This window comes from Paraburkholderia acidicola (assembly GCF_002362315.1).
Taxonomy (GTDB): domain Bacteria; phylum Pseudomonadota; class Gammaproteobacteria; order Burkholderiales; family Burkholderiaceae; genus Paraburkholderia; species Paraburkholderia acidicola.
In genome coordinates this window covers 1,014,751-1,036,340 of record NZ_MTZV01000006.1, presented here as the reverse complement: position 1 = coordinate 1,036,340, position 21,590 = coordinate 1,014,751, and the positions used below count along the sequence as shown (strand labels likewise).

The 21,590-nt window shown below is 61.2% G+C and carries 15 protein-coding genes and 1 pseudogene; 9 read left to right on the top strand and 7 right to left on the bottom strand.

Translation table 11 applies throughout. From position 1 onward, the window contains the following. Window positions 1-152 precede the first annotated feature (152 nt). The 4 genes and pseudogenes from BWP39_RS23425 to BWP39_RS23410 form a co-directional block, all read left to right on the top strand. Window positions 153-1,447: pseudogene (locus BWP39_RS23425) on the top strand (quaternary amine ABC transporter ATP-binding protein); the annotation flags it as partial. Further along, on the top strand, window positions 1,440-2,342 hold the full coding sequence (gene choW, locus BWP39_RS23420) for a choline ABC transporter permease subunit (RefSeq protein ID WP_091007211.1): 903 nt from the start codon (window positions 1,440-1,442) through the stop codon (window positions 2,340-2,342). The pseudogene BWP39_RS23425 and the gene choW, both read left to right, overlap by 8 nt. 97 nt (window positions 2,343-2,439) lie before the next feature. Next, window positions 2,440-3,429 (top strand): GlxA family transcriptional regulator, encoded by a 990-nt coding sequence (locus tag BWP39_RS23415; protein ID WP_096724533.1) that lies wholly within the window; start codon window positions 2,440-2,442, stop codon window positions 3,427-3,429. A gap of 26 nt (window positions 3,430-3,455) precedes the next feature. Beyond that, window positions 3,456-4,409 (top strand): choline ABC transporter substrate-binding protein, encoded by a 954-nt coding sequence (locus BWP39_RS23410; RefSeq protein WP_096724531.1) that lies wholly within the window; start codon window positions 3,456-3,458, stop codon window positions 4,407-4,409. A 77-nt stretch (window positions 4,410-4,486) separates the two neighbouring features. On the opposite strand, the gene BWP39_RS23405 is transcribed toward BWP39_RS23410, so the two are convergent. From BWP39_RS23405 to BWP39_RS23385, 4 genes are all read right to left on the bottom strand, one after another. Then, window positions 4,487-5,572 carry a porin gene (locus tag BWP39_RS23405; RefSeq protein WP_407944804.1) on the bottom strand — a complete coding sequence of 362 codons (1,086 nt, stop codon included), beginning with the start codon at window positions 5,570-5,572 and terminating at the stop codon, window positions 4,487-4,489. Window positions 5,573-6,112: 540 nt separating this feature from the next. Then, the gene (locus BWP39_RS23395) at window positions 6,113-6,949 is read right to left on the bottom strand and encodes an EamA family transporter (RefSeq protein WP_096724525.1); all 837 of its coding nucleotides are present in this window, start codon (window positions 6,947-6,949) and stop codon (window positions 6,113-6,115) included. A 1-nt stretch (window position 6,950) separates the two neighbouring features. Next, window positions 6,951-7,583, bottom strand: coding sequence for a LysE family translocator (locus tag BWP39_RS23390; protein WP_096724522.1), 633 nt, complete (start codon window positions 7,581-7,583; stop codon window positions 6,951-6,953). A gap of 90 nt (window positions 7,584-7,673) precedes the next feature. Beyond that, window positions 7,674-8,489, bottom strand: coding sequence for a DinB family protein (locus BWP39_RS23385; protein ID WP_096724520.1), 816 nt, complete (start codon window positions 8,487-8,489; stop codon window positions 7,674-7,676). Window positions 8,490-8,677: 188 nt separating this feature from the next. Here BWP39_RS23385 and BWP39_RS23380 point away from each other — a divergent pair, with 188 nt between their 5' ends. The 5 genes from BWP39_RS23380 (at window position 8,678) to BWP39_RS23360 (ending at window position 15,348) form a co-directional block, all read left to right on the top strand. After that, window positions 8,678-9,136 (top strand): helix-turn-helix domain-containing protein, encoded by a 459-nt coding sequence (locus tag BWP39_RS23380; RefSeq protein ID WP_096724518.1) that lies wholly within the window; start codon window positions 8,678-8,680, stop codon window positions 9,134-9,136. Between the two features lie 123 nt (window positions 9,137-9,259). After that, window positions 9,260-10,261 (top strand): AraC family transcriptional regulator, encoded by a 1,002-nt coding sequence (locus tag BWP39_RS23375; protein WP_207557060.1) that lies wholly within the window; start codon window positions 9,260-9,262, stop codon window positions 10,259-10,261. Window positions 10,262-10,682: 421 nt separating this feature from the next. After that, window positions 10,683-12,317 carry an AMP-binding protein gene (locus BWP39_RS23370; protein ID WP_096724516.1) on the top strand — a complete coding sequence of 545 codons (1,635 nt, stop codon included), beginning with the start codon at window positions 10,683-10,685 and terminating at the stop codon, window positions 12,315-12,317. Between the two features lie 257 nt (window positions 12,318-12,574). Continuing rightward, window positions 12,575-14,155 (top strand): CocE/NonD family hydrolase, encoded by a 1,581-nt coding sequence (locus BWP39_RS23365; RefSeq protein ID WP_096724514.1) that lies wholly within the window; start codon window positions 12,575-12,577, stop codon window positions 14,153-14,155. A 338-nt stretch (window positions 14,156-14,493) separates the two neighbouring features. Further along, window positions 14,494-15,348, top strand: a complete 855-nt coding sequence (locus BWP39_RS23360; RefSeq protein ID WP_096724512.1) for an oxidoreductase — start codon at window positions 14,494-14,496, stop codon at window positions 15,346-15,348. A 90-nt stretch (window positions 15,349-15,438) separates the two neighbouring features. Here BWP39_RS23360 and BWP39_RS23355 read toward each other — a convergent pair whose 3' ends face one another. From BWP39_RS23355 to BWP39_RS23345, 3 genes are read right to left on the bottom strand one after another with little or no spacing between them, the layout of a single operon-like run. After that, the gene (locus tag BWP39_RS23355) at window positions 15,439-16,932 is read right to left on the bottom strand and encodes an efflux transporter outer membrane subunit (RefSeq protein ID WP_096724510.1); all 1,494 of its coding nucleotides are present in this window, start codon (window positions 16,930-16,932) and stop codon (window positions 15,439-15,441) included. Then, entirely contained in the window at window positions 16,925-18,112 is a 1,188-nt protein-coding gene (locus BWP39_RS23350) for an efflux RND transporter periplasmic adaptor subunit (protein WP_096724508.1), read from the bottom strand. Before BWP39_RS23350 ends, BWP39_RS23355 begins: the two co-directional genes overlap by 8 nt. Then, on the bottom strand, window positions 18,102-21,296 hold the full coding sequence (locus BWP39_RS23345) for an efflux RND transporter permease subunit (RefSeq protein WP_096724506.1): 3,195 nt from the start codon (window positions 21,294-21,296) through the stop codon (window positions 18,102-18,104). The genes BWP39_RS23350 and BWP39_RS23345 overlap by 11 nt, the downstream gene beginning before the upstream one ends. Window positions 21,297-21,590: the final 294 nt, after the last annotated feature.

Here is a 21,590-nt window from a genome sequence, read left to right as displayed (position 1 = left end):
AAACAAGCGCAGCAACGCCCCTTCTGCACCCCGATCAGCCCAATCGGACGCCGATCATTCCATAAACGACACGAGCCGTTTGCCATCGTGCGACGCACCATCGGCGCAATCGCTTACGCATCAAGGCACAGCGCCTGCTTCTAAGGTTTGTGCTTTTCTCCCCGTGTCGCATTTCCGCAAGCGTCTGTCGGAATTAGTCGGCTAGTCGGGGTTTTTTCTGGCAACCATGTATGCACACTGTGCGGGCCGGCGCCTGCACCACGAGGAGATGGAGTCAATGAATTCCCCTAAGGTCGTGGTCGAAGGATTATGTAAGGTGTTTGGAGCCAATCCCCGGCTCGCGCTCGACATGCTGGCGGGTGGCTCCACCAAGGACGAGGTGTTTGCAAAGACCGGTCACGTGGTCGGCGTCCACGACGTGTCCTTCGAGGTGCAGGAAGGCGAGATTTTCGTACTGATGGGCTTGTCGGGTTCCGGCAAATCCACGCTGATCCGCCTGATCAACCGGCTCGTCGAGCCGACCGCCGGCAAGGTGTTGATCGATGGTCGCGATGTAGCCGCTGTACGTCGCTCCGAGCTGACCGCGTTGCGCCGCACCGACATGAGCATGGTGTTCCAGTCGTTTGCACTGATGCCGCAACGCACGGTGCTGTCGAACGCGGCATTCGGTCTCGAAGTGGCCGGCATGGGCCGCAAGGTGCGCGAGAAGCGCGCACTTGAGGTGCTCGAGCAGGTCGGTCTCGCGCCCTTCGCACAGAAACTGCCCGCCGAACTCTCGGGCGGCATGCAACAACGCGTCGGCCTCGCCCGTGCGCTCGCAGTGAATCCGTCGCTGATGATCATGGACGAAGCGTTCTCCGCGCTCGATCCGCTCAAGCGCAAGGAAATGCAGAACGTGCTGCTGGAACTGCAGAAGAACCAGCGTCGCACGATCATGTTTGTGTCCCACGATCTCGAGGAAGCGCTGCGCATCGGCAACCGCATCGCGATCATGGAAGGCGGCCGTGTGGTGCAGATCGGCACGCCGCAGGACATCATCGCCAATCCCGCCGACGACTACGTCCGCGCGTTTTTCGAAGGTATCGATACGAGCCGCTATCTGACGGCCGGCGACATGATGCAGACCAACGAGGTGCCGCTGCTGCGCAATCTCGACGCGTCGAGCATCGAGACATCGCTGAACGGCAGCGCTGAGTATGCGTTTGTGCTCGATGCTGAGCACCGCATTCGCGGTTTTGTGACGCGTGACGCGATCGGCAACGCGAGCCCGGATCTGCGCAAGGTCGAGTGCATTTCGCACGCGGCGTCGCTCGATCACGTCGTGTCGCGCGTCTGCGCGACCACGACGGCTGTGCCGGTCGTCGACGACGACGGCTGCTATTGCGGCTCGGTCGATCGCGCCGTTGTCCTCAAGGTCCTTACGCGCAGTCGAGGTTCCCATGTCTGAGATCATCCCGCTTGGCCGTTGGGTCGACGATTCGGTTCACTACCTGCTCGATCACGACGCCAACACGTTCGATGCGATCGGCAAGGCAATCGAGAGCTTCGCCGCACTGATCGAACACGGCTTGCAGGCGATTCCGATGTGGGCGCTGATGGCGTTCTTCATCGGCATCGGGCTGTGGCGTGTGGGTTGGCGTTTCGCGATCTTCGCGACCTTATCGCTGCTCTTGATCTACGCGACCGGCTTCTGGGACGAAACGGTAATCACGCTCGGTCTTACGTTGTCGTCGACCTTGATCAGCCTCGTGTTCGGTATTCCGCTCGGCATCTGGACCGCGAAAAACAAACACGTTGCGATGATCGTGCGGCCCATTCTCGATCTGATGCAGACGATGCCGGCCTTCGTCTATCTGATTCCTGCTGCGATGCTGTTTGGTCTCGGCCGTGTGCCGGGCATTCTGTCGACGGTGATCTTCGCGATGCCGCCAGCCGTACGTCTGACGAGTCTCGGCATTCGCCACGTGAACCGCGAGATCGTCGAAGCGGGCCAGGCGTTCGGCTGCACACCGTGGCAGCTGCTCTACAAGGTGCAGTTTCCGAATGCGCTGCCGTCGATCATGCAGGGCGTGAACCAGACCATCATGATGGCGCTGTCGATGGTGATCATTGCATCGATGGTCGGTGCGGGCGGTCTTGGCAACGATGTGCTTGCAAGCATCCAGCGGCTCGATATTGGACTGGGTTTCGAAAGCGGTTTGTCGGTGGTGCTGCTGGCGATCATTCTCGATCGCATCACCGAGAGCTTCGGTCGCACGCCCGGTACCGCGAATGCGCCGCGCTTTGCTGGGCTGCGCAACGTGATGCGTGTGCGCCGCGCAGAACCGGCCACGCAGAGCTGATCGACACCGCAGCGCTCCTCACCAGGAGCGCTGCTTTTTTGTATGTTCACGTATCGCGAGAGCCCGTCGTTCTCGCGACAACCACAGCCTGTGCATCATGGAGAGCGACGTGACGTCCGCCACGACTGAATCGCCGTTGTCAGGTCTTGCGCATTTCGGGTTTCTCACGCTGCCGAGTTTTTCGATGATCGCGTTCACGAGCGCGGTCGAAGTGCTGCGCATGGCGAACTACGTCGGACGCGCGCAGCACTACCGGTGGTCGATTCTCACACCGGATGGCGCGCCGGTCCGGGCGAGCAACGGCATGGCGATCAAGCCGACCCGCACGATCGAAGAAGCGGGCATGCCCGATGTGCTGATCGTGTGTGGCGGGACGCAGATCCGCAGTGCGGTCGATACGACCATCAAGACCTTGCTCGGCGACGTGGCGCGCCAGGGCGTGCCGCTCGGCGGTATTTGCACAGGTGCGTATGCGTTGATGTCGGCAGGGCTACTCGACGATTACCGCTGCACCGCGCATTGGGAAGATCTGTCGGCGCTGCACAAGGAATTTCCGCACGTGCATTTCGCCGACGAACTTTTCGTGATCGATCGCGATCGTCTGACCTGCACCGGCGGCACCGCACCGCTCGATCTGATGTTGCATCTGGTCGGCAACCGGCTCGGACAGAATCTCGCGGCACAGGTATCGGAGCAGTTCATCCTCGAACGGATTCGCGGTGCAAGCGATCCGCAGCCGATTCCGGTCGATGCGCGCGTCGGCTTCTCGCGCGCGGAACTGATCGAAGTGGTGCGGCTGATGGAAGCCAACATCGAAGAGCCGCTGTCGCTTGAAGAACTGGCGCGCCTCGTGCAGCTTTCGCAGCGACATCTGCAGCGGATGTTCAAGGTCTACCTGAGCGTATCGCCGACGCATTACTACCTGTCGCTGCGTCTGCGTCGCGCGCGCGATCTGCTGCGTACGACCGACGCGTCGATTGCACGCGTGACGGCCGTGTGCGGGTTTCATTCCCCGTGTCATTTCAGCAAGGCCTATCGCGCGCAGTTCGGTCACGCACCTAGCATCGAGCGGCGCCAACCCCACTAGCTATAAAAAACCGTTGAGGAGAAACCATGAAATACCCGCTAATGGCCGCAGCCTGTGTACTGGGTCTGGCCGCCGCATCCGCTTATACAACCGCTTATGCAGCCGACCCCGCGGTCTGTCGTGACGTGCGTTTTGCCGATGTTGGATGGACCGATATCGCTGCGACGACCGGTCTTGCATCGACCGTGTTCGAAGGGCTCGGCTACCATCCGACGAAAACGATCGCATCGGTGCCGATTACATTCGCCGGTATCAAGAGCAAGCAGATCGACGTGTTTCTCGGCTACTGGGCGCCGACGATGGACCCGATCATCACGCCGTTCGTCAAGGCCGGCACGATCAAGGTGCTGCAACCGGCGAACCTGACCGGCGCGAAATACACGCTGGCGGTGCCGGACTACGTCTATAACGGCGGCCTGAAATCGTTTGCCGATATCCAGAAGTATGCGGACAAGCTGAACGGCAAGATCTACGGGATCGAGCCCGGCAACGACGGCAATGCGTTGATCAAGAAGATGATCGATGGCAACCAGTTCGGGCTCGGCAAGTTCAAGATGGTCGAGTCGAGCGAGGCGGGCATGCTCGTCGAAGTGGGCCGCGCGATTCGCGAGAAACAGTGGATTGTGTTCCTCGGTTGGGAACCGCATCCGATGAACGTGACGATGAAGATCGATTATCTGAGCGGTGGCGACGACGTCTTCGGTCCGAACTACGGCGAGGCGAAGGTCTTTACCGCGACACCGCCCGATTACGCGGCGCGTTGTCCGAATGCCGCGAAGCTCGTATCGAATCTGCATTTCACGACGGCAATCGAAAACCACGTGATGGTGCCGATCATGAACAAGACCGACGCGAACAAGGCGGCAACCGACTGGCTGAAGGCGAACCCGCAGGTGCTGGATCAGTGGTTAGCGGGAGTGACGACACTGGATGGCAAGGCTGGGTTGCCCGCGGTGAAGGCGTATCTGGCTGCGCATTGACGGGTACTGATGATTTGCGGCAAGTGGGGCGTGCGACAGACCGGGTTGTCTGTCGCGCGCCCCGCGCGTCTCTACGACTAGAAGCGGTGCTGAACGCCGGCCGTCACGCCCGCCTGGTTATCGGCCGCTGCCGTCAGATCGCGCGACAGGCTGATTTGCTGGCCGTGTTTCGCCATCACATAGCCGCCTGCCAGATACAGAAGCGTTTGCTTGGACAACGCGTACTGGCCGCGCAGTGAGAACAAGGTCGGATCGGCGTTGCTACCGCCTTTGATGTTCTGGTGATAGACAGCGCCGATCAGCGAGAGGATCGGCGTGACATCACAGGATCCGCCAAACCAGTAAGTGGCGCTGCGCAACGCTGCGGCGGCCGTGGTGACGGAGCGCCTATGGTTGCGGTAGCCGGCCATGACCTTGGCCGCGCCGAAGTCGTAGCTCAGACCCGCGTGGATGCCCTGGATGTAGTGGATGCTATCGGCGGGCGTCACGCTGTTGCGGGCACCGTTCTGGCGGTCGAAGGTGACGATCGTGGCGAACGGTCCCTTGCCGTAGCCCAGCGCGATGTTGTATCTCGAACTGGTCTTCACGCTGCCCGGCACATTGCCGAAACCATACAGCCCCCCAATCTTGACCCCCGCGAACTCGCCGTCATAACGCACGGCATTGGACGAGCGCGCGAGCAGGCCGTCCCTGCGGCCGCGTGGTGCGGTGGTCGAAATCCCCCACGAGTAGTTCCCTGCATAGCCCATCGGATCGAATGGCAGCATGTAGTCGAAGGTGACCGTGAAGGTGCGGCCGAGGATCAACTGGCCGAAGCGGTTCTTCACACCGATCGTGGCACGCCGGTCGAAGAGCACACCCTCGCCGCCGTCGAAGGCGCCGTTCGCGATGTCGAAGCCATTCTCCAGCTGGAAAACCGCCTTCAGACCGCCGCCCAGATCCTCGACACCGCGCACGCCCCAGCGTGATACGTTCTTGGCGCCCGGGACGAAATGTGCTGTGCCGCGGCCCCCGCCGGTATGGTTCAGGTATTCAATACCCGCGTCGACGATGCCGTACAGCGTCACGCTCGATTGTGCGTGTGCTGCTCCAGCGAGATCGATGCACGATACGCCCAGCGCCAGTTTTGCAATACGCCGTTTCATTGTTTTCTCTCCCTTCATTTCATTGCTGCGAATTCGTCAGTTCACCTGCGTGATGGCCCGGTATTGGTTTGCCGGAAACGCGACCGCGGTGTTGGTCCATCGCGCGCAGCACAGTAGCTTGCGCGCCCGGATTCGGGCCGCATGGGAACGATGGCGATGCGTTGCTTGCGGAGGTCGGTTGTGCAAACTGGAAGCATGAGTGTTCCCCTGCAGCACAGTGGCCGCATATCGAATGGAATGAACTGGGTGGGTGTATCGGTGCACTAGCGTCGACGCTAGCTGCCGTTATTGCGGAAATTTCGAACGCTTCGACGGGTCGAGGTGGGCCGGCAAACCGGTGTTGATCGACGCCGAATAGACGATCAGTTCGTCCTCCTTCTGGACGGAAGTTTTATCGAAAGAAAGCTAATTGTAATGTCATTCGATCGCCTGAGCGAGGCTGATTTGCGAGGAAAACTGAAGGGAAAGGGGATCTGGATTCATGGATTTCCCTGGGACAGGCTAAAGACGTACTACCCGTCGAGCGACGAGCCGGCGCCGCTTTGGTCTACCGCGTAATTACGCCTGATATCCGAGACAGAGCGCACCCAGGGTAACGATCACACACGCGGTGATGCGACGCACCGTCAAGGTCTCGCCGAGAAACATTCGCCCGATCAATGCCGCGAACACGATGCTGGTTTCACGTAACGCAGCGATCGGTCCAACCGGGCCGAGTGTGAATGCCGTCACGACCGCGCCATACGCGACGAGCGAAGCGACGCCGCCCGCTAATGCCTTGAGCGTTTCCGGCGCTCTTAAATTTAGCGTCGGCTTGCCGCGTAACGCGACGAAGGTTATCGGCATCAACACGCCATAGAGCAGAAAAATCCACGCAACGTATGACTGCGGATTGCCGGTGTGGCGGACACCTAGCGCATCGGTGGTCGTGTAGGCGGCGATCATCAACCCGGTGACGAGCGCCATCACAATCGATTCCGTATGAGCCCGCTGATTGCCGAGAGAAAGACTGAGGATTCCGCCCGCAACGAGCGCGACACCGGCTAGCGATAGCGGAGCGGGGTGCTTGCCGGTCAGCAGGAACGCGCCGAGCGTGACGAGCAGCGGCACACTGCCACGCACGATCGGATAGATCTGTCCGAGTTCACCGCGTCGATAGGCTTGAACGAGGAAAAGGCTATAGGCGATCTGCAGACACGACGAGAGGATTAGATACGGCCAGCTTGCGGGAGCGGGGAGCGGGAGTATTGCCGCAACCGGAATCGCTACGGCCGTCGCGGCGAAGCTCATTACGGTGACCGACCAGAGTCGATCGGCGCCAGTCCGCAGTGCGGCGTTCCAGCTCGCGTGCAGGACAGCTGCGCCGAGCGCGAGTGCGATGACGACCGGACTCATATCAGTTGCGACTTGTTACTGCTAGTCGCAACGCGAGCCCTGCGAATACGGAGCCAAGCAGAATCTGCGGCAGACGGGTCGGGCGCCGGCGTTGGCTCCAATGCCGGCTGAGCTTGCTGGCGGACACGATTACCGCACCGTTGACCACCAGACCGATCAGATTGAGGATCGTCGCCAGGATCAATATCTGCACGGCGACCGCATCATCCTCAGGCCGGACGAACTGCGGAAACAACGCAAGAACGAACAGCGCCATTTTCGGATTCAACAGGTTGGTCAGTAACCCCTGGCGGAAGATCGTCGCTAACGAGTGACGATCGCGTCCGCTTGCAGGCGACATCGCGACGTCACGCGAACGAATGGTTTTCCACGCCAGATACAGCAGATAAGCCGCGCCAGCAAAGCGAACGATGTCATACGCAACGGGCACGGCGAGAAACAGCTGGGACAGGCCGAATGCCGCAGCCATCGCGTGGCAGTACGTCCCTACCTGAATGCCCGCAAGCGACGCAAAGCCGGCGGCGCGCCCCTGGCTGACACTGCGCGAGGCGATTAGCAGCATGTCGGGACCGGGTGTCATCGTCAGTGCGACGCATGCACCGGCGAAGAGCGCGAGGGTGGAGAGGCTAGACATCGTGGGTTTCCTTGAGCGTGGTTTCGTCACCGAGGCATCATGCGATCGTAGCGGCGCAGTGGCGCATGAAGACAACCGGAGCGTAACCGCTCATACGCTGGCCTTTCGCCGCGACGAACGTGCAGTGGACTGAAGGAGTTCCGTGCAAAGCTCATCGAGTTCGAGGCAATGCGTCCGGTCGTGATCGAGCATTTCGCGCACGAGGTCTTCTAGCGTCATCCGTCGCACGCCGTCGCGCAACCCGCAGCGCTTGAGTTGTGCGGGCTTCAATCGCTTCAGTTCCGCGCACAGGTGTTGGCGCGACTGCTCGAATGCCGTCACAGCCTCATTTAGATCCTGACGCAGGTAATGCCGCTCGGCGGCCCATACGGTTCCGTCGACCGACTCGAGTAGCGGAAGCGACGACGAGCGCACGGCGCGAATCCGCGCTGCGAAGACCGCATCCAGATCGCGCAGGTGGCAGGCGTGTTCGACGAGTGCAAAACCCGTACCCGTGGGCCGTTGCAACCATTGGACAGCAGGTATGCGCGACACCGCTTCAGTCAGCTTCGTCGGCATTGTCGCAAGCGCGCCGATCACCTCGGCGAAGGGCAGCAGAATCGGCAGCGGACTGAAGACGGCGCCATAACTGAACAGCGCACCGCCGACCCGTCCACGCGATTGCACGACCTCGTGTCCGTAGCGTCGCATCACGTCTGCAGTCATCGCGCCGCAAAACTGTCGGGCCGTCGTATCGTCTTCGATCTCGGGAAATTTCTCGGCGATTTCGTCCTTGACCGCGGCAATCGCTGCGACGCCGGCACGCGATAGCGCCGCGAACTCGATATAGCGCTCAGGCGTGTTTATCAGCGTTTCGAGCTGTTGCCCAAGTGCTGTGGTCCGGAATCGATCGAAGCGCGAGTGCATGAGCGGTTAGCTGGGTAGCCTCTAGTAACGTGTCAAAACGATACGTTACGGAGAGGGGCCCGTCAAGGAGATCTGACTCGATGATCTTTCCGATCGATGTCGCATGGTCTCGCACATATGACCTCTGCTTGTCTTCGGCGATCGATTTGATCACTATAAGCACTCAGTTCGATTTGAGGCTAAAAGCCATGAACCTCGATATTGCAGAAGTCGTCCAGCAGTCAGGGGTACCCGCCTCGACGTTGCGGTTCTATGAAGAACGAGGACTGATCGCGTCCAGCGGGCGCCGTGGTTTGCGCCGTCTGTTCGATGCCTCGGTGCTACAGACCCTTGCGCTTATTGCGGTCGGGCGCACGGCGGGATTTTCACTCGATGAGATCGCCGGGATGCTCACGCCCGGCGGCCAGCCCGATATCCGTCGCGAACAGTTGTCCGCAAAGGCCGACGAACTCGATCTGATCATCCGGCGGCTTGGCGCGTTGCGCGATGGTCTGCGTCACGCGGCGGCGTGTCCTGCGCCGAGCCATATGGAGTGTCCGAAGTTTCGGCGCCTCGTCAAGGTCGCCGTAGCACGCTATTCCGCGCGCGAGGCGGGTTTGCCTTCCGGATTACGCAGCGCCCGTGCGCGGTCGAGCAGCAACGATTGAACTGTTGCGCGATCATTCGATCGCTGAACCGGCAGACGCCGCTGCGACCGACCATCCTTGTCGATGCCGCAGAAACTGTGCGACGATCTCGCACACCTCCCTCCTGATTGCCTCGTTTAGAAATTGGCCAATCTACTCTCCGCGACCGTACCGATCTCTCTCGTCAAGCGCTTCCTGGTTGGCGCCGATCAGAAGGTGGTCGAGCGGCTTGCCGAGCGTTCGGGGATTTCGCGAGCGTTGTTGCACGAGCCCGGCGCGCGCGTCACACAGGAACAGTTTTCGACGCTCTACCGCTTGCTCGCCAACGAACTCGATGATGAGATGCCCGGTATTTTCAGTCGACCGTTTCGCAGCGGGACCTTGAAATACCTGTGCCTGAGCCTGCTCGATGCACCGCGGCTCGAGGTATCGATGCACCGGTTCAGTCAGTTTCTGCATCTGATCCTGGAGGACTTCAAGGTCGAATGCGAACGTGACGAAACGCGGGGTCGCGTGACGCTCGTTCCGATGAAGAGCGGGTACGTGACCAACGCGCTCGGTTGCGAACTGCTGTTGAAGTGCGCACATGGCATCGCCTCGTGGCTGGTCGGGCAGAAAATTCCGTTGCTTGCTATCGAGTTCAGTTTCCCCAAGCCGTCGTATGTCGGCGACTATCCGTATCTGTTCCCGGGGCCGGTGCGTTTCGACGCGGAGCAGATCTGCATGTCCTTCGACGCAGCCTATCTGGACATGCCGATCCGCCGCCACAAGGCCGATCTGCAGGATTTTCTGGCTCGTGCACCGGAAGACTGGATCTTCGTGTCGTTTGCGGAACAGATGATGTGTCATCGCGTTCGTCACTACATCGGCAGTTGTTTGCCAGCCGTGGCGACCATCGAGGCCACCGCGCAGGCGCTCAATCATTCAGTCCGCACGCTGTGCCGCCGGCTGACCGACGAGGGCACCACGTTTCAGGCGATCAAGAACGAGCTGCGACGCGACATCGCGATTCAACGGCTGACACGCACCGACGACACGATCGCGGCCATCGCTGACGACATCGGGTTCGACGATTCGACCGCATTTCATCGCGCGTTTCGCAGCTGGACCGGCAGTACGCCGCAAGCTTATCGAAAGATTCAATAGCGCGCGTAAGCGGTCCATGCAAGCCCGCACCTGGCGAGAACGGTCAACCCAACGGCCACCCGATCCGTACTTGACGTCACACGTCATGTGCCAAATGAATTTGCGTCCACGCTGAAGTTGGCAGATTCTGTCAATAAATTGGCAAGAATGGATATAGGGGAAGCGCGCCATCGACCCTAGCATCGGTCTGCTAACAGGCGCAGGTAAGGACTTGAACCCGCCGCCTGAAATATCGAATCAAACAATGCTGGAGACAGGTCAGGAGCGCTCTCGCACCGCTCGACGATATGCTGTTTGCGTCCGCAGGGCCGACGGCAACGGGGCGTGTGATCCTGTCAGCCAGCATGGCTGATCAGTACGGCTGGACACCGGCACACCGTTGCCGTCCGGTCTTTATACCGAGAAAAGAAGGGAGCAGCGTTTGAACAGCAGACACTGGGTGGCCAGTTACGGCGATATTCCATCTGAAATCGACGCCGACGCTTATCCGTCGGTCACGCATATGCTGGAAGGCGCGATGCGCACGTTTGCGGATCTGCCGGCCTTCCGCTCGTTCGGCAACACGCTGACTTACGCCGACATCGACCGGCTGTCGCGCGATTTCGCCGCGTATCTGCAAGGCACACTAGGCATCAAAAAGGGCGATCGCGTCGCCGTCATGACGCCAAACCTGCTCGCCTTTCCGATCGCGTTTCTCGGCATCATTCGCGCGGGCGCCGTGCAGGTGAATGTCAATCCGCTCTATACGCCGCGAGAACTCGAGCATCAGTTGAAGGACGCGGGCGTCGAAACGATCGTCGTCTTCACGGGAAGCACCGGTGTCATCGCCGAGGTCAAGGACAAGGTCGGCCTCAAGACGATCGTGACCGTCGGCCCGGGTGATGGTACCTCCGTCAATCTGCCCACGCCTGCCGTCGATGCGCGACTCGACACGACCATCGCGTTTCGCGACGCGCTTGCCGCAGGTGCCGCGCTGCCGTTCAAGCCCGTCGATGTAACCGGCGACGACCTGCTGTTCCTCCAGTACACGGGCGGAACGACGGGGCTATCGAAAGGCGCTGCGCTGACGCACCGCAACCTCGTCGCGAATACCGAACAGTTCAAGGTCTTCATGCCGGGTGCAATGCGTCCGGGGCAGGAAGTGATCGTCACCGCGTTGCCGCTGTATCACATCTTCGCGCTGATGGTGAATTTCATCACCTTCTTCTCGATCGGCGCGGACAACTGGCTGGTGGCCAATCCGCGCGATCCGAACGAGTTGATCGGCGCACTGCGTGACTCCAGAATGACCTGCATCATGGGCGTCAATACGCTGTACAACGCGCTCGTGATGCATCCCGGTCTCAAGGACATCGATTTCTCCCAGTTGCGTTTGTCGGGCGGCGGTGGAGCCGCGATCATCGCCACCACCTCGGCACGCTGGCAGGAGGTCACGGGGAGCTTTATCCGCGAAGGCTATGGGCTGTCGGAAACCAGCCCGGTGCTGTCTTTCAATCCGGTCTTCATCGAATCATTCAACGGCACCGCCGGTTTGCCGCTGCCTTCCACCGATATCAAGTTGTTGCGCGCCGACGGTAGCGAAGCTGCAATCGGCGAATCGGGAGAAATCTGTGCGAAGGGGCCGCAGGTGATGAGCGGCTACTGGAATCAGCCGGAGGCGAACCGCACGGCATTCACCGCCGATGGTTACTTCCGCACCGGCGACATCGGTGTGTTCGATCAGCAGGGCTTTCTCAAGATTGTCGATCGCGTGAAGGACATGATCATTGTGTCCGGATTCAACGTTTATCCGAACGAGGTCGAGGCGGTCGCTGCCGCATGCCCCGGTGTCGCGGAATGTGCGTGTGTCGGCGAGCCGAACGAGAAAACAGGTGAAGCGGTGCGGCTCTTTGTCGTCAGGTCCCCCGGCGGTGCATTGACCGAGGAACAGGTGATCGACTATTGCCGGACGGAACTCGCCGCGTACAAGATTCCCAAGTTCGTCACCTTCGTAGAGGCGCTTCCTAAATCGACGGTAGGCAAGATTCTGCGGCGCGAGCTTCGTCACACCAAGTGATCGCGCTGATACCCGGTTAAAACATCAACAACAAGACTCGAACAATCAGACCGGAAAAACCGGCCGATAAAAACTCGAAAAAATCGAATAGCGCGCAGGACCCAGGCTCAGGGAGGTCGGGGAATGGCTCGAACGCCGCATCTTGAATGCGGGCGAGCCGCGTATCCGCATTTGTGCCGCATTTGTGCAACAGACAGCAGTGCCATAAAAATCATAGCCCGTAGCATCGATTAACGATCTGAAACACGGAGCGAGACATGCGTAAATTCACGAGGTATCTGGCGGCCTGGATGGCGGCGCTGTTGTTTGCGTCGCCGGTCTGGGCCGCAACTTTTTCAGCGACGTATCAACGTATTGCGAGTTGGGATGGAACGCAGTTAGGGGCGGTTGTGTTGCTTCCGCAGGGGCAGGGTAGCGGTCCGTTTCCGCTGGTGGTCATGCCGGCAAGCTGGGGCGCGCCGAATCTGGAATACGTGGGACGTGGCGCGGAAATGGCCGCTAACGGCTATGTCGTCGTGAGTTACACGTCGCGCGGTTTTTTTGATTCGCAAGGGTCGATCGATATTGCCGGGCCGGACACGGTCAAGGATGTCAGCGCGGTGATCGACTGGGCGCTGGTCAATACGCCAGCGAACCCGCAAGCGATCGGCGTGTCGGGCATCTCGTACGGAGCGGGCCTCGGCCTGCTGGCCGCCGAACGCGACCCCCGCATCAAGGCCGTAGCTTCGCTCAGCGCCTGGGCCGATCTGCTTGCCGCGCTCGATGCCAACCGGACACCGAGCGCGCAGGCCCTTGCTGTGCTGGGTCTGGGCGGTGCGGTGACAGGGCGCGCGGGACCGCTACTGGCGTCGGTCGATGCCGACCTGCTGGCCGGCAATTACGATGCGATCGTGACCTCGATGACGCCGGCCAACGCGATACGTAGCCCGGCATCCGATGTATCGAAGCTCAACGCGAACGGCGCCGCAGTGCTGGTCGCGAACTCGTTCGACGACGGGCTGTTTCCGCCGGGACAACTGGTGGACCTCTTCCAGAACATCAAGACCCCGAAGCAGATGATGTTCAGCCAGGGCGATCATGCGACCGCGGAAGTGCCCGGTGCGCTCGGTTTGCCCAACGACGTCTATACGGCGGTTGGGCGCTGGTTCGATCATTATCTGAAGGGTGTGCAGAACGGTGTCGAGAAAGAACCGGTGGTGAAGTTGCGTTCGCAGGACAACGTCTGGCACGGCTATGCCGATTGGTCTGCGGTACAGGCCGGTGCAACGCACTACTATCTCAGCGGACCGAAAGGGCTGTTGCTCCCGACCGGGCAACTGGCTGCGTCGGCGAGCACCGGCTGGAATTCGTCGATCTTTACCGCGCTTCCGACGGTTGCGTCGTCAGGCATCGTCGAGGTGTCCGGCTTTCTGCAGTCGCTGGGTCAACCGCCGGCCGCACTGATTCCGCTGGTATCGCGTCTGGGTGCGGGTGTGTGGGCCGGTCCCAGGCTCGCCACTGCGCAACGTCTTGACGGCATGTCGATGCTGCACATGACCATCACACCGAGCCAGGCGAACACGTCGCTCTATGCGTACCTGTACAGCGTCGACGGATTCGGCAACGGGCAACTGGTTTCCTACAAACCGTACACGCTGCGTAACGCCACGCCGAACCTCGCCGTGCCGCTCGATGTTCGTCTCGAAGCGAATAGCTGGAATATTCCGGCCGGTAATCAGCTGGTGCTCGTGATCGGTGCGGTCGATTTTCGCTATGCCGGGGTGACTCAGGCGGGCGGTGTCGTGTCGTTCAGCTCGCCGCAGGGCGATCCGTCGACGCTGACGGTGCCGCTGCATTAGTAGTTGCGGGCCGCTCACCCTGTTGAGCGGCCCTTCAGGAAAACGACGACAACCGGAACGGCATGAGGCACATCGTCTCAAGCCGGAAAAATCCAATATGACACCGGTCGTCGCCGTTCGCCGTATAGCGGGCCGAACCCAGCTTCGTTCGCGAGAATCCGGCAAACCTTCAAGACAATCGGGTATTCCCTGCGGGCTCCTCGCGGCCTAGGATATGCGTCTGGCCACAAGCGGCCACAGCACCTCCCGAGCGTCCGGCATGTTTCACCCGACGCCCACCGCTCGACTGATCCGACCCGCGACCCAGCGTCGCCGTCACCCGAACAGGAGTCTTCCTCATGATGAACCGAAACAATCCCGTCTGGCTGATCACAGGCTGCTCGACCGGCTTTGGTCGCGAACTCGCCAGACTCGTGCTCGCACGCGGCTGGCGCGCAGTGGTGACGGCGCGCGATGAATCGAAGGTGCAGGACATCGTCCGTGGGTATGAGGACCAGGCGCTCGTCTTACCGCTCGACGTGACGAAACGCGACCAGATCGACCACGCCGTCGCACAGACTATCGCCCGCTTTGGCCGTATCGACGCGCTCGTCAACAACGCCGGTTACGGCTATCTCGCCGCGATCGAAGAAGGCGAAGACGATGCGGTGCGCGACATGTTCGAGGCCAATGTGTTCGGTCTCGTCGACATGACGAAAGCCGTCCTGCCGACGATGCGCGCGCAGAAGAGCGGCATCATCGTCAACGTTTCGTCGATTGGCGGTCTGACGAGTTTCGCCGCGACCGGTTACTACCACGGCACCAAGTACGCGGTGGAAGGCATCTCCGAATCGCTTGCACAGGAAGTGAAGCCGCTCGGTATCGATGTGCTGATCGTCGAACCCAGCGCGTTTCGTACCAACTGGGCGGGACCGTCGATCAAGCAGTCGGCGACGCAAATCGCCGATTACAGCGCGACCGCTGGCGAACGCCGCAAGCAGACCGAAGCGCGTAGCGGCAATCAACCTGGCGATCCGGTGCGTGCCGCGCAGGCGATCATCGATGCGGCGCTCTCCGATACGCCGCCGTTGCGCCTGCTGCTCGGCAAGATGGCGCTCGAACTGGCGCGCAAGAAACTCGATCTGCTGCGTCACGACTTCGATACGTGGGAAGCGACGACGGTAGGCGCGGATTTTCCGCAAGGTGAAGCGTAAGAAGTGTGAGAAGCGTGAGCCGAGGTGCCTGAGCTCACCTCGGTGCGACAACGTGAGCACACCGCCGACGGAGGCGAAGCGAAGACACCCTCAATTCGTCTTCGCTTCGCCTCCGCCGACATTCACCAGCTCGGGCGCTGCATTGGAGCTAGCCAGCTCCTCGCTAGACCATCCACCACCCAGCGCATGAATCAACTGTACGTTCGCGCTTAACTGGCGCGTCTGCACATCGAGTATGCTTCTTTGCGCATCGAGCGCAGCGGTCTGCGCCTGCACGACGTCGAGATATCCCACCGCTCCCTGCTTGTACAGATTCAACGCGAGATCTACCGAATGCTGCGCGGCATCGGCGGCATCGCGTTGCTGCCCAAGCGCCGTGCCTAGATCCGCGAGCAGCGAAAGATTGTCCTCGATCTGCTGGAACGCCGACAACACGACACCGCGATATCGCGCCCCGGCTTCGGCGGTCGCTTCTTTCGCTTCTTTCAACTGCGCCTTCCGCAAACCGCCGTCGAAAACATACTGCACCAGCTGCGGACCGATTGCCCACAGAAAATTCGGCGCGGTAAGCAACTGCGCGTACTGGGAACTCTGCACGCCGCCCTGTGCGCTCAAAGTGATCGAAGGGAAGTAAGCGGCGCGCGCAACGCCGATCTTTGCATTGGCTTCAGCGACGCGGCGTTCCGCAGCGGCGATATCGGGTCTGCGCTGCAGCAACGTAGAAGGCACGCCTGCGGGGATCACCGGCAACTGGATCGGTGTCGTCTGCTCGGCGAGCGTGAACTCGGAAGCCGACGCACCGACCAGCACGGCAATCGCATGTTCAATCAGCGCACGCTGTGCCAGGTTCTGCGACAACTGCGATTTCGCCGATGACAACTGCGTCTGCGCACGCGATACATCGAGGCCTGACGAGATCCCACCACTGTGCCGCGTTTGCGTGAGTTGCAGCGCTTGTGCGAAAGCCTTCACGGTTTCGGTCAGCAATGCAGTCTGCTGGTCGAGACCGCGGATCCGGATGAAGTTGTCCGCGAGCTGCACCTGCAAGCTCAACTGAACCGATGCCAGATCGGCCTTCGATGCCTGCGCTTCATCCTTGCCCGCCGCCACCGAATCGCGCACACGTCCCCACAGATCGAGGTCGTAATCGATTTCGCCACCCAGCGTGACCGAGTTGTAGTCATTCGGACCACCCGAGCGCAACGGCCGATTATCCGACTGACGGTCGCGCTGCGGAACGGCACTCGCGCTGAGCTTCGGATAAAGCGCCGACGACACCTGTTCAACGAACGCCTGCGCCTGCTGGTAGTGCGAGAGCGCGGCGGCGAGGTCTGTATTGTTTTCGAGCAGGCGTTGTTCGAGATCGTCGAGCTGCGCATCGCCGTAAATCTTCCACCAGCCGGTGCGGCTCAACTGATCGGCGGGCTGCGCGCTGATCCACGGGCCGACGGTCTTGTATTGCGCGGCGACAGGCGAGGGCGGCACCTTGTACTCCGGCGCGAGCGAGCAGGCCGCTAGCGCGAGCGTAAGCGATCCGGCGAGCAGGGCCGCTACGCTCGTTGTCGCACGCGGCGGCCTAGCCATTTTTTGCCGCCTTGCTCGTGGCGGCCGCCACGGCCACCTTGACGCTGTCACCGTCGATCAACCCGTCAGGCGGCGTATCGATCACGCGATCGGCAGCAGTGAGCCCCGAACCGATCTCGACCGCATCGCCGAAGTCTCGGCTGATCGTGACAGTTTTGAACGCGACGTGATCGTTCGCATCGACGGTCGCGACCCGGAGGCCGCGCGCGTCGAAGACCAGCGCGCTCGCTGGAATCCGTACTGCATCGGCTTGCACGGGCAGCTTGAATTGCAGGCTCGCGAAGCCGCCGGGCATCAGCTTGCCGTTGCTGTTGTCGACCAGCAACTGGACCAGCGTGGTGCCCGAGCTTGCGTTCACGGCATTGGCCGATGCAATCACCCGCGCTGTGAAGTGCTGCCCCGGGTACTCGGGCACGCTCAGCGTAGCCACCGTGCCAACCTGGACGATGGGCGCATAGTTCTGCGGAACCTGCACATACACGCGCAGCTGCTTCACATCGGAGACGGTAAACAACTCCTGTCCGACGCCGCCACTGCCGGCGTTGATCAACGCGCCGATATCGGTGTCGCGTGAGGTCACGGTGCCGTCGAACGGCGCGATGATCCGTTCAAAGCCTTTGGTTGCCATCAGTCGCTCGACGTTGGCCTGCGCTGCGGCGACGACTGCTTTTTTCGCGGCGTAGTCGCCGGTACGATCGTCGACGTCCTGTTTGGCCACCGAGTCGGTACCGAGCAGCGCCTGCCAGCGTTTCGCTGTTGTCGCGGCCAGCGCGGCATTGGCTTGGGCGGTGGCAAGATCGGCGCGGGCCTGGATCAGTTGCTGGTCGAGTTCAGGCGACTCGATCACCGCGAGCAACTGCCCAGCTTTCACCTGACCGCCGATGTCGACGTTCCACGACTTCAGATAACCGCTGACGCGCGCAAAGATCGGCGCCCGCGAAAACGCTTCGAGGCGCGACGGCAGATCGAGTGTCGAGCCGCTCGATGCAGCTTTGGGCTGGACCAGATTGACGGTCGGAACCGTTTGCTCGCTGGTCCAGGCTCTCAGGTCACGGGCGCCGACGGCGCGTACTGCGACACCCGACACGACCACGATCACAGCGACCGCGATACCGGTCACGGCAATCAGGCGTATCGTGCGTCGCGACACGGGTTGGGCAATAACGGGTTCAGACGGCATGTGAAGGACCTCCCGTAGCAATTGCCGGGGTAGCAGTTGCGCGCCCAGGGCGCGAATGGATGATGCAGAAGATCACCGGAACCAGGAACAGCGATGCGGTGGTGGCAAAAATCAAACCGCCGATCACAGCGCGGCCAAGCGGCGCATTCTGTTCGCCGCCTTCGCCGAGGGCGAGGGCCATCGGCGCCATACCAATGATCATCGACAGAGCGGTCATGAGCACCGGACGGAAGCGCGTGAAACCGGCTTCGAGCGCGGCCCGAAAAGCGTCGCCATGAACGGCAAAACGCTCGCGACAGAAGCTGACGACAAGAATCGAATTGGCCGTCGCGACACCCATACACATGATCGCGCCGGTCAGCGCAGGCACCGAGAGCGTGGTGTGGGTAGCGAACAGCATCCAGATGATGCCCGCAAGCGCCGCCGGCAACGCCGTAACAATCACGAACGGATCGGCCCACGACTGGAAGTTGACCACGATGATCAGGTAGATCAGTACGACCGCACCCAGCAGACCAAACAACATGCCGCCGAACGCGCTGTTCATCGTCTGTACCTGACCGAGCAGAGCGATCGACGAACCCTTCGGTAACACCTGAGCGTTCTGCGCCACGATGCGCTGGATGTCGGCTGCCACCGCGCCCAGATCGCGGTCCTGGGTGGTCGCGAAGATTTCCACCATGGGCTGGATGTTGTACTGGCTGACCACCGCGTTACTGACCGTGCGCTGGACGGTTGCAAGGCCGCCGAGAATTTGCGGTGTCCCCTGGGAGCCCGCGGTGATCGGCAGGTTTTGCAGCGACGAGAGCGAATCGAGGCTGTATTGCGGCGTCTGCATCACGATCGGGTACGACACGCCGTTGTCGTTATTCAGCCAGAACGTCGGCGCGACCTGACTCGAACCTGCGAGATTCACCACGAGGCTATTGGTGACATCGCGCTCGGCGATGCCGAGCAATTGCGCGCGGGTACGGTCGACATCGACGTTAAAGGTCGGGCTGCCTTGCGATTGCTGAATACGCGCGTCGACCACGCCCGGTACCCGGCGAATCTCGCGCAGCACCCGGTTCGCGTAGGTGAAGTTACCGGCGAGGTTATTGCCGCGAATCTGCAGATCGACCGGCGCGGGAGAACCGAAGTTCAGGATCTGGCTGATGATGTCCGCCGGTGGGAACGAGAACGTGACGCCCGGAAATTCGCGCGGCAGTCTCGCGCGCATGTCGCGCACGTAGTCGGCGGTTGGCCGGTGGTCTTCTTTCAGCGCAATCTGGATGTCGCCGTCCTGCGAGCCGATCGTGCCGGTGTTGTTGTACGCAAGATTGATCCCGCTGACCGGCAGCCCGACGTTATCGACCACCGTGCCGAGTTCCGACGGCGGGATGATCTGACGAATCGATGCTTCGACGTCCGCAAAGATTTCGGCGGTCTTTTCTACGCGGACACCGACTGGTGCACGCACGTGCAGAAGAATCTGTCCCGCGTCGACCGATGGAAAGAAGTTGCGCCCGAGAAACGGCACCAGCGCAAACGACAGCAGCACGAAACCAAGGAAGCAACTGACGAACGGCTGACGGTGGCGCAGCGCGAGTGCGAGGAAGCCGTGATAGCCGTCGCGGACTTTCTCGAAGCGTGCTTCGAAGCCACGCTGAAAGCGGGCGAGCGGGCCGGGGCGTTTTGCCTCGTGGGCGTCTTCATCGAGATTATGTGGATGCAGCAGGAACTTCGCCATCGTCGGCACCAGCGTGCGCGACAGGATGAACGACGACACCATCGCGAAGATCACCGCCTGCGCCATCGGCACGAACAGGAAACGTGCTACGCCATTCAGGAAGAACATCGGTACGAACACGATGCAGATGCACAGCAGCGACACAAAAGCTGGCGTGACGATCTGCGCACCGCCGTCGAGAATCGCGGGCTCGACTGCCTTGCCCTGTTCGAGGTGCCAGTTGATGTTCTCGATCGTAACGGTTGCATCGTCGACGAGAATCCCGACCGCGAGCGCGAGCCCGCCGAGCGTCATGATGTTGAGCGTTTCACCGAGCGCCGACAGCGTTGCAATCGAACCGAGAATGGCAAGCGGGATCGAGGTGGCGATGATGACCGTCGAGCGCCAGCTGCCGAGAAACAGCAGGATCATCAGGCTTGTCAACGCGGCGGCAATGACACCTTCGCGTGCTACGCCGCTGATAGCTGCCCGCACGAACAGCGACTGGTCGCCGATCGGATCGATCCGCAGGTTATCGGGGAGCGACTGCTTTGCGATCCCGAGGCGGTCCTTGATGCCGGAAATGATCCCGAGCGTGGACGCCGAGCCGTTTTTCAACACGGACATCAGCACCGAGCGGTGACCGTTCACATGGACGATGTTGGTCTGCGGCGGGCTGCCGTCCAGCACGCTCGCGACGTCGCGGATATACACGACGGTGCCGTTGACGGTTTTGATCGGCAGGTCGCCGAGCGCCTTGATCGCGGACGGCGCGTTGTTCAGTTGCAGTACGTATTCGTGATCGCCGATCTTCTCTGTGCCGACAGGTGTAATCAGGTTCTGTCCGGCCAGCGCGTTCGCGACGTCCTGTGCGGACAGGCCGTGCGCCTGCAGAGCCGCCGGGTCGACATCGATTTGCACTTGACGCGTCTTGCCGCCGAACGGGTAAGGAATCGCGGCCCCGGCTACCGTGACGAGTTGCGGCCGCAGCGAATTCAACCCGAGGTCGCCGAGATTCTGCTCGGAGAGCCCTGCACCCGACAGCGCAAGCTGGATGATCGGCACGGTCGACGCGTTGTAGTTCAGGATTAGCGGCGGCGTGCTGCCGGGCGGCAACTGGCGCAGGATCGTTTGCGACACGGCGGTCACCTGCGCGTTCGCGGTACTGATGTTCACGCCGGGCTGAAAGAAGATCTTGACGATGCCGAAGCCGTTCACCGATTCCGCTTCGATGTGCTGGATGTCGTTCACGGTGGTCGTGAGCACGCGTTCGTACGGCGACGTGATCCGCCCGGCCATCTGGTCCGGCGGCAGCCCCGTGTATTGCCACACGACGCTGATCACCGGAATGCGGATATCGGGGAAGATGTCGGTCGGTGTTCCCAGGGCGGAAAGCACACCGATGATCAGAATGAAGATCGCCAGGACCACAAACGTGTACGGTCGGGACAGGGCGATACGTACTAGGGCGAGCATTGGAATTCCAGAGCTTGGAGTCGATCGAAGCGGTCTTTCGCACTGGTTAGCGCGAGATGTCACTCATGCTGGTCAGGGCGGGATTGAAGGCGAGGGTGGGTGGCCGCATGAGATCGTTTCCGCTCTGGCAAGACTGACCCGGTGTCCGTTTTTGCTCCGGACTCCGCAGGGTTGTCAGGTTGCCGTTAGTGGTTTCGTACGCAGGTTCAGCCGCACGCAGGTCCGCGCGAATTCTTTCTTGGATCTTACGGTTTTACGACATCAGAAGCCTTTTGCAATCGTTCGCATCAAGGG

Bases quoted from the DNA above. Each gene is read 5' to 3' on its own strand.
- choW (WP_091007211.1), top strand. From the start codon at position 1,440: ATGTCTGAGATCATCCCGCTTGGCCGTTGGGTCGACGATTCGGTTCAC.
- BWP39_RS23415 (WP_096724533.1), top strand. From the start codon at position 2,440: ATGGAGAGCGACGTGACGTCCGCCACGACTGAATCGCCGTTGTCAGGT.
- BWP39_RS23410 (WP_096724531.1), top strand. From the start codon at position 3,456: ATGAAATACCCGCTAATGGCCGCAGCCTGTGTACTGGGTCTGGCCGCC.
- BWP39_RS23405 (WP_407944804.1), bottom strand. From the start codon at position 5,572: ATGAAGGGAGAGAAAACAATGAAACGGCGTATTGCAAAACTGGCGCTG.
- BWP39_RS23395 (WP_096724525.1), bottom strand. From the start codon at position 6,949: ATGAGTCCGGTCGTCATCGCACTCGCGCTCGGCGCAGCTGTCCTGCAC.
- BWP39_RS23390 (WP_096724522.1), bottom strand. From the start codon at position 7,583: ATGTCTAGCCTCTCCACCCTCGCGCTCTTCGCCGGTGCATGCGTCGCA.
- BWP39_RS23385 (WP_096724520.1), bottom strand. From the start codon at position 8,489: ATGCACTCGCGCTTCGATCGATTCCGGACCACAGCACTTGGGCAACAG.
- BWP39_RS23380 (WP_096724518.1), top strand. From the start codon at position 8,678: ATGAACCTCGATATTGCAGAAGTCGTCCAGCAGTCAGGGGTACCCGCC.
- BWP39_RS23365 (WP_096724514.1), top strand. From the start codon at position 12,575: ATGCGTAAATTCACGAGGTATCTGGCGGCCTGGATGGCGGCGCTGTTG.
- BWP39_RS23360 (WP_096724512.1), top strand. From the start codon at position 14,494: ATGATGAACCGAAACAATCCCGTCTGGCTGATCACAGGCTGCTCGACC.
- BWP39_RS23355 (WP_096724510.1), bottom strand. From the start codon at position 16,932: ATGGCTAGGCCGCCGCGTGCGACAACGAGCGTAGCGGCCCTGCTCGCC.
- BWP39_RS23350 (WP_096724508.1), bottom strand. From the start codon at position 18,112: ATGCCGTCTGAACCCGTTATTGCCCAACCCGTGTCGCGACGCACGATA.
- BWP39_RS23345 (WP_096724506.1), bottom strand. From the start codon at position 21,296: ATGCTCGCCCTAGTACGTATCGCCCTGTCCCGACCGTACACGTTTGTG.